The organism is Microbacterium sp. (assembly GCF_035277845.1).
Classification (GTDB): Bacteria; Actinomycetota; Actinomycetes; order Actinomycetales; family Microbacteriaceae; genus Microbacterium.
Genome location: NZ_DATEJS010000372.1, coordinates 1 through 4,149, shown reverse-complemented (window position 1 = coordinate 4,149; position 4,149 = coordinate 1). Strand labels below are relative to the sequence as shown.

Annotated in this window: 5 protein-coding genes; all 5 read right to left on the bottom strand. The window is 68.9% G+C overall.

All coding sequences use genetic code 11. The features are described from left to right. Positions 1-43: 43 nt before the first annotated feature. A complete protein-coding gene (locus VJR25_RS16570) occupies positions 44-1,432 on the bottom strand; it encodes a glycine--tRNA ligase (protein ID WP_324117028.1) in 1,389 nt (462 codons plus the stop codon). A 100-nt stretch (positions 1,433-1,532) separates the two neighbouring features. After that, on the bottom strand, positions 1,533-2,495 hold the full coding sequence (locus VJR25_RS16565; protein ID WP_324117027.1) for a hypothetical protein: 963 nt from the start codon (positions 2,493-2,495) through the stop codon (positions 1,533-1,535). Between the two features lie 55 nt (positions 2,496-2,550). Next, the gene (locus tag VJR25_RS16560) at positions 2,551-2,931 is read right to left on the bottom strand and encodes a DUF4870 domain-containing protein (RefSeq protein WP_324117026.1); all 381 of its coding nucleotides are present in this window, start codon (positions 2,929-2,931) and stop codon (positions 2,551-2,553) included. Positions 2,932-3,058: 127 nt separating this feature from the next. Beyond that, entirely contained in the window at positions 3,059-3,718 is a 660-nt protein-coding gene (locus tag VJR25_RS16555) for a response regulator (RefSeq protein WP_324117025.1), read from the bottom strand. A gap of 8 nt (positions 3,719-3,726) precedes the next feature. Next, positions 3,727-4,149: sensor histidine kinase (locus VJR25_RS16550; RefSeq protein WP_324117024.1), on the bottom strand; the 423-nt coding region annotated here is incomplete at its 5' end.

The window sequence follows — 4,149 nt, the reverse complement described above, 5'->3', positions numbered from 1 at the left end:
AGCGCCGGCAGCCCGGCGCGTGGTGGCTCCGACGCGTCCGGTGTCAGGCGCCCTTGAGGCGCACCGCGAGGTAGGCCTCGAGGCCGGAGAGCGGCACGCGCTCCTGCGCCATGGTGTCGCGATCGCGCACCGTGACAGCGTCGTCCTCGAGCGAGTCGAAGTCGACCGTGACGCACAGCGGGGTGCCGATCTCGTCCTGGCGACGGTAGCGGCGGCCGATCGCGCCGGCGTCGTCGAAGTCGGTGTTCCAGCCGCGCGAGCGCAGCAGGTCGGCGACCTCGCGGGCCAGCGGCGAGAGGCGCTCATTGCGGCTGAGCGGCAGCACGGCCACCTTCACCGGGGCGATGCGGGGGTCGAGGCCGAGCACCGTGCGGGTGTCCGTGCCGCCCTTGGCGTTCGGGGCCTCCTCCTCGCGGTACGCGTCGACGAGGAACGCCATCATGGCGCGGGTGAGGCCGAACGACGGCTCGATCACGTACGGCGTGTAGGTCGAGCCGGATGCCTGGTCGAAGTAGGCCAGCTTCGCGCCGGATGCCTCGGTGTGGCTGGAGAGGTCGTAGTCGGTGCGGTTGGCGATGCCCATCAGCTCGCCCCACTCCTTGCCCTGGAAGCCGAAGCGGTACTCGACGTCGATGGTGCCGTCGGAGTAGTGCGCGCGGTCCTCTTCGGGCACCTCGAAGCGGCGCATGTTCGCCGGGTCGATGCCGAGGTCGACGAACCAGTTCCAGCACTCCTCCACCCAGTGCTCGAACCACTGCGGGGCATCCACCGGCGGCACGAAGAACTCGATCTCCATCTGCTCGAATTCGCGAGTGCGGAAGATGAAGTTGCCGGGCGTGATCTCGTTGCGGAACGCCTTGCCCACCTGGCCGACGCCGAACGGCGGCTTCTTGCGCGACGCGGTCACGACGTTCGAGAAGTTGATGAAGATGCCCTGCGCGGTCTCCGGGCGGAGGAAGTGCACGCCGGACTCGTCGTCCACGACGCCGAGGTAGGTCTTCATGAGGCCCGAGAACGACTTGGGCTCCGTGTACTGGCCCTTCGTGCCGCAGTTCGGGCAGGGCACATCGGCGAGGCCGTTCTCGGCCTTGCGACCCTTGCGCGCCTCGAAGTCCTCGACGAGGGTGTCGGCGCGGAAGCGCTTGTGGCAGCTCAGGCACTCCACGAGCGGGTCGGTGAAGGTGGCGACGTGCCCGGAGGCCTCCCACACGCGCTTGGGCAGGATGACGGAGGAATCGAGACCCACCATGTCGCCGCGGCCGCGCACGAACGTCTGCCACCACTGGCGGCGGATGTTCTCCTTCAGCTCCGTGCCCAGGGGGCCGTAGTCCCAGGCCGAACGGGAACCGCCGTAGATCTCACCGGCCTGGAACACGAACCCGCGGTGACGGGCGAGGGCGATGACTTTGTCGAGGCGGGACTGTTCGGCCACGGTGGCTCCAATGGTCGCGGAGAGTTCGGGAAGGCGCCGCAGGATGCCACGGCATCCAACGATTCTACGGGCGCCCGCCCCGCCGCCCCGCGCCGGCGGATCAGGCCGTGGTGAGTCCCGTGAAGAGGTCGCGCCGGCCGCGACGCCGGGACTCGATCTCGGACGCGACCGACTCGGCGATCTCGGATCTGTGGGGAAACACCATGAACAGGTTGTTCCTGGTCGGCACGAAGCCGATCGTGACCCACCCGGGCGTCCCGTCGTCCTCGGTCGCGCGCAGCATCACCTCGACGCCGATCCGTACCGCGAAACGATGTGCCGCGTCCATCTGGATCGGCGCCGCCGTGACCGGGCCGATGAGCTTCCAGGGCACCAGATACTGCTCGTGGGGTTGCGTCCAGCCCTTCCAGAAGCTCAGCCCGCGGTCGTCGACGAGCACCGTCGAGAGGGACGGCACACCCTGACGCCGGGGAGGCACGGTCGGACCGGCGAGCTTCGCGAGCGTACGGCCGAGGTCGTCCCCCGCACTGACGACCACGGACACGACCACGTCCCGCGGGTGATCCGCCGCGACGCGCGCCCCGCGCGCGATCACCGGTCGCGTCATGATGAAGAAGATCGCGAACAGCATCCACGCGACGGATGCCACGGACACCGCCACCTCGGCCACCACCCCGCTGTCGTCGGACCCGACGAGCCAGACGAAGCCGGACACCACGACAATCAGCGAGATCACGAGCAGACCCCAGCCGAGCACGCCCCTCCCGCGGCTGCGGTGCAGCTGATCGGGTGCGATGCGGGCGGCCGGATCGATCACGGAGAGCGGCGCGCCGACTGCCGGGGGCACGTAAGCGGCGGCCATCACGAGACGTCCGCGGGTGAACCAGGCCCACCCGAGACTGATCGCGAGGCCCATGCGCACCGTCCAGGCGGACTCGGGCCAGGTGAATCCCTTGAGGGAGGCCGCGATCGGCATCATCACGGGGATCACCCAGTACCAGGACTTCAGGTAGTAGCGCCAGTACGGATCGACCGGCCGCGCCGTCTCATCCTCACGTGCCATGTGCGCCCCTTTGCGTCGGTCGATCCGGTGGTACCGACGGTAGTGGGCGGCGCGGCTACTTCACGAAAGGGATCGCCATCGGGTACGTGTACCACTCCCCCTGGTTCGCCTTCACGGCGGCGATGATCGAGAACACGATGTTCAGGATGTAAACGGCGATGATGATGAAGACGCCGATGATGAGGGGGCTCAGGATGACGCCCACGACATAGGCGATGATCAGCGTCAGCTGGAAGTTCAGCGCCGTGGCGGTGTGCGAGCGGATGAACGGGCCGCGGTCCTTGAGGACGAGATACCCGATCAGCGCGGGGATGAACTCGAAGAACAGCCCGCCGACGTGGATGAGGGTCGCCCAGAGCTTCTCGTCGGACGGGTTCATCGGCGGCTGCGCGGGCCCGCCGGAGGGCGGCCCCGGAGGCGGAGGATTCGTGGTCATGGCGCCAGGCTACGTCCGGCGTCGTGAATCCGCTTGTCACGTCGTGGAATCCGGTCTGCGACGGCGCCCACGCGCATCCGGACGCGAGGACGTGACGGGTGAGGCTGATCCGGCGCCGACGGGTCCCTCACCGTCGGCGGTAGTAGCGGACGGGCCTGCCCGATCGCCCATACTGCAGGCGCACCTTCGCGTCGCCGGTCTGCACGAAGTGCTCGAGATAGCGGCGGACGCTCACGCGCGAGATGCCGAGTCGGTCGGCGCACTCGGCGGCGGAGAGCTCGGGCGCATCGTCGAGCGCGTCGCGGACGAGGTCGGCCGTCTCGACGCTCAGCCCCTTGGGAAGGGGCTGGGGAGCACCGCCGGCGGGGGCGGGGTGCCCGAAGATCCGATCCGCATCCCCCTGGGACGCGGATGACAGAGAGTGGACGGCGTCGTGCTGCACGCGGAAGGTCCGCAGAGTCTCCGCAAGGTCGGGGTATTCGAACGGCTTGATGAGGTAACGCGCCGCGCCGCCTGCAAGAGCCGCCCGAACCGCATCCACTTCCCGGGCGGCGGTGATGACGATGACGCCCATCGTCACGCCCTCGGCCCGCCAGCGGCGGAGGAGATCGAGCCCGTTGATGTCCGGAAGATGGATGTCCAGAAGGGCGAGGTCGGGATGGGTGGTCCTCACCGCGTCGATCGCCTGCTGCCCGGAGTGAACGACAGATTCGACCGCGAAGCCGGGGGTCCGCGCGACGAACTGGGAGTGGATGCGCGCAACCCGGGGATCGTCATCGACGATCAAGACCTGAATCATCCGACAGCAGCTTCCGCGTAAGGCAGGACGGCCTCGAAGGTCGCACCCTCGTCCGAGCGTACCGTGACGTCGCCTCCGCGCTTGGCGCAGACCAGACGCACCAGGGCGAGACCGACTCCGCGGCCCGCCGGGCCGGACGGCTTCGTGGTGAATCCGCGGGTGAAGATGCGCTCTTCCAGATCCTCGGGCACCCCCGGGCCCGGGTCGCGCACGGAAACCGTCACGGCCCGGCCGTCATCCGTCAGCCGCACGACGATCGTGATGTCCGGTGCGCCGGCTGTCGCGTCGATCGCGTTGTCGATGAGGTTGCCCAGCACCGTGATGACGTCGGCGGCGAGGGCCGAGTCCAGGTGTCCGAGCGAGGTGTCGTCGGAGAGCGCGAGCGAAATCGCGGACTCTCGCGCGAAGCTGGACTTCGC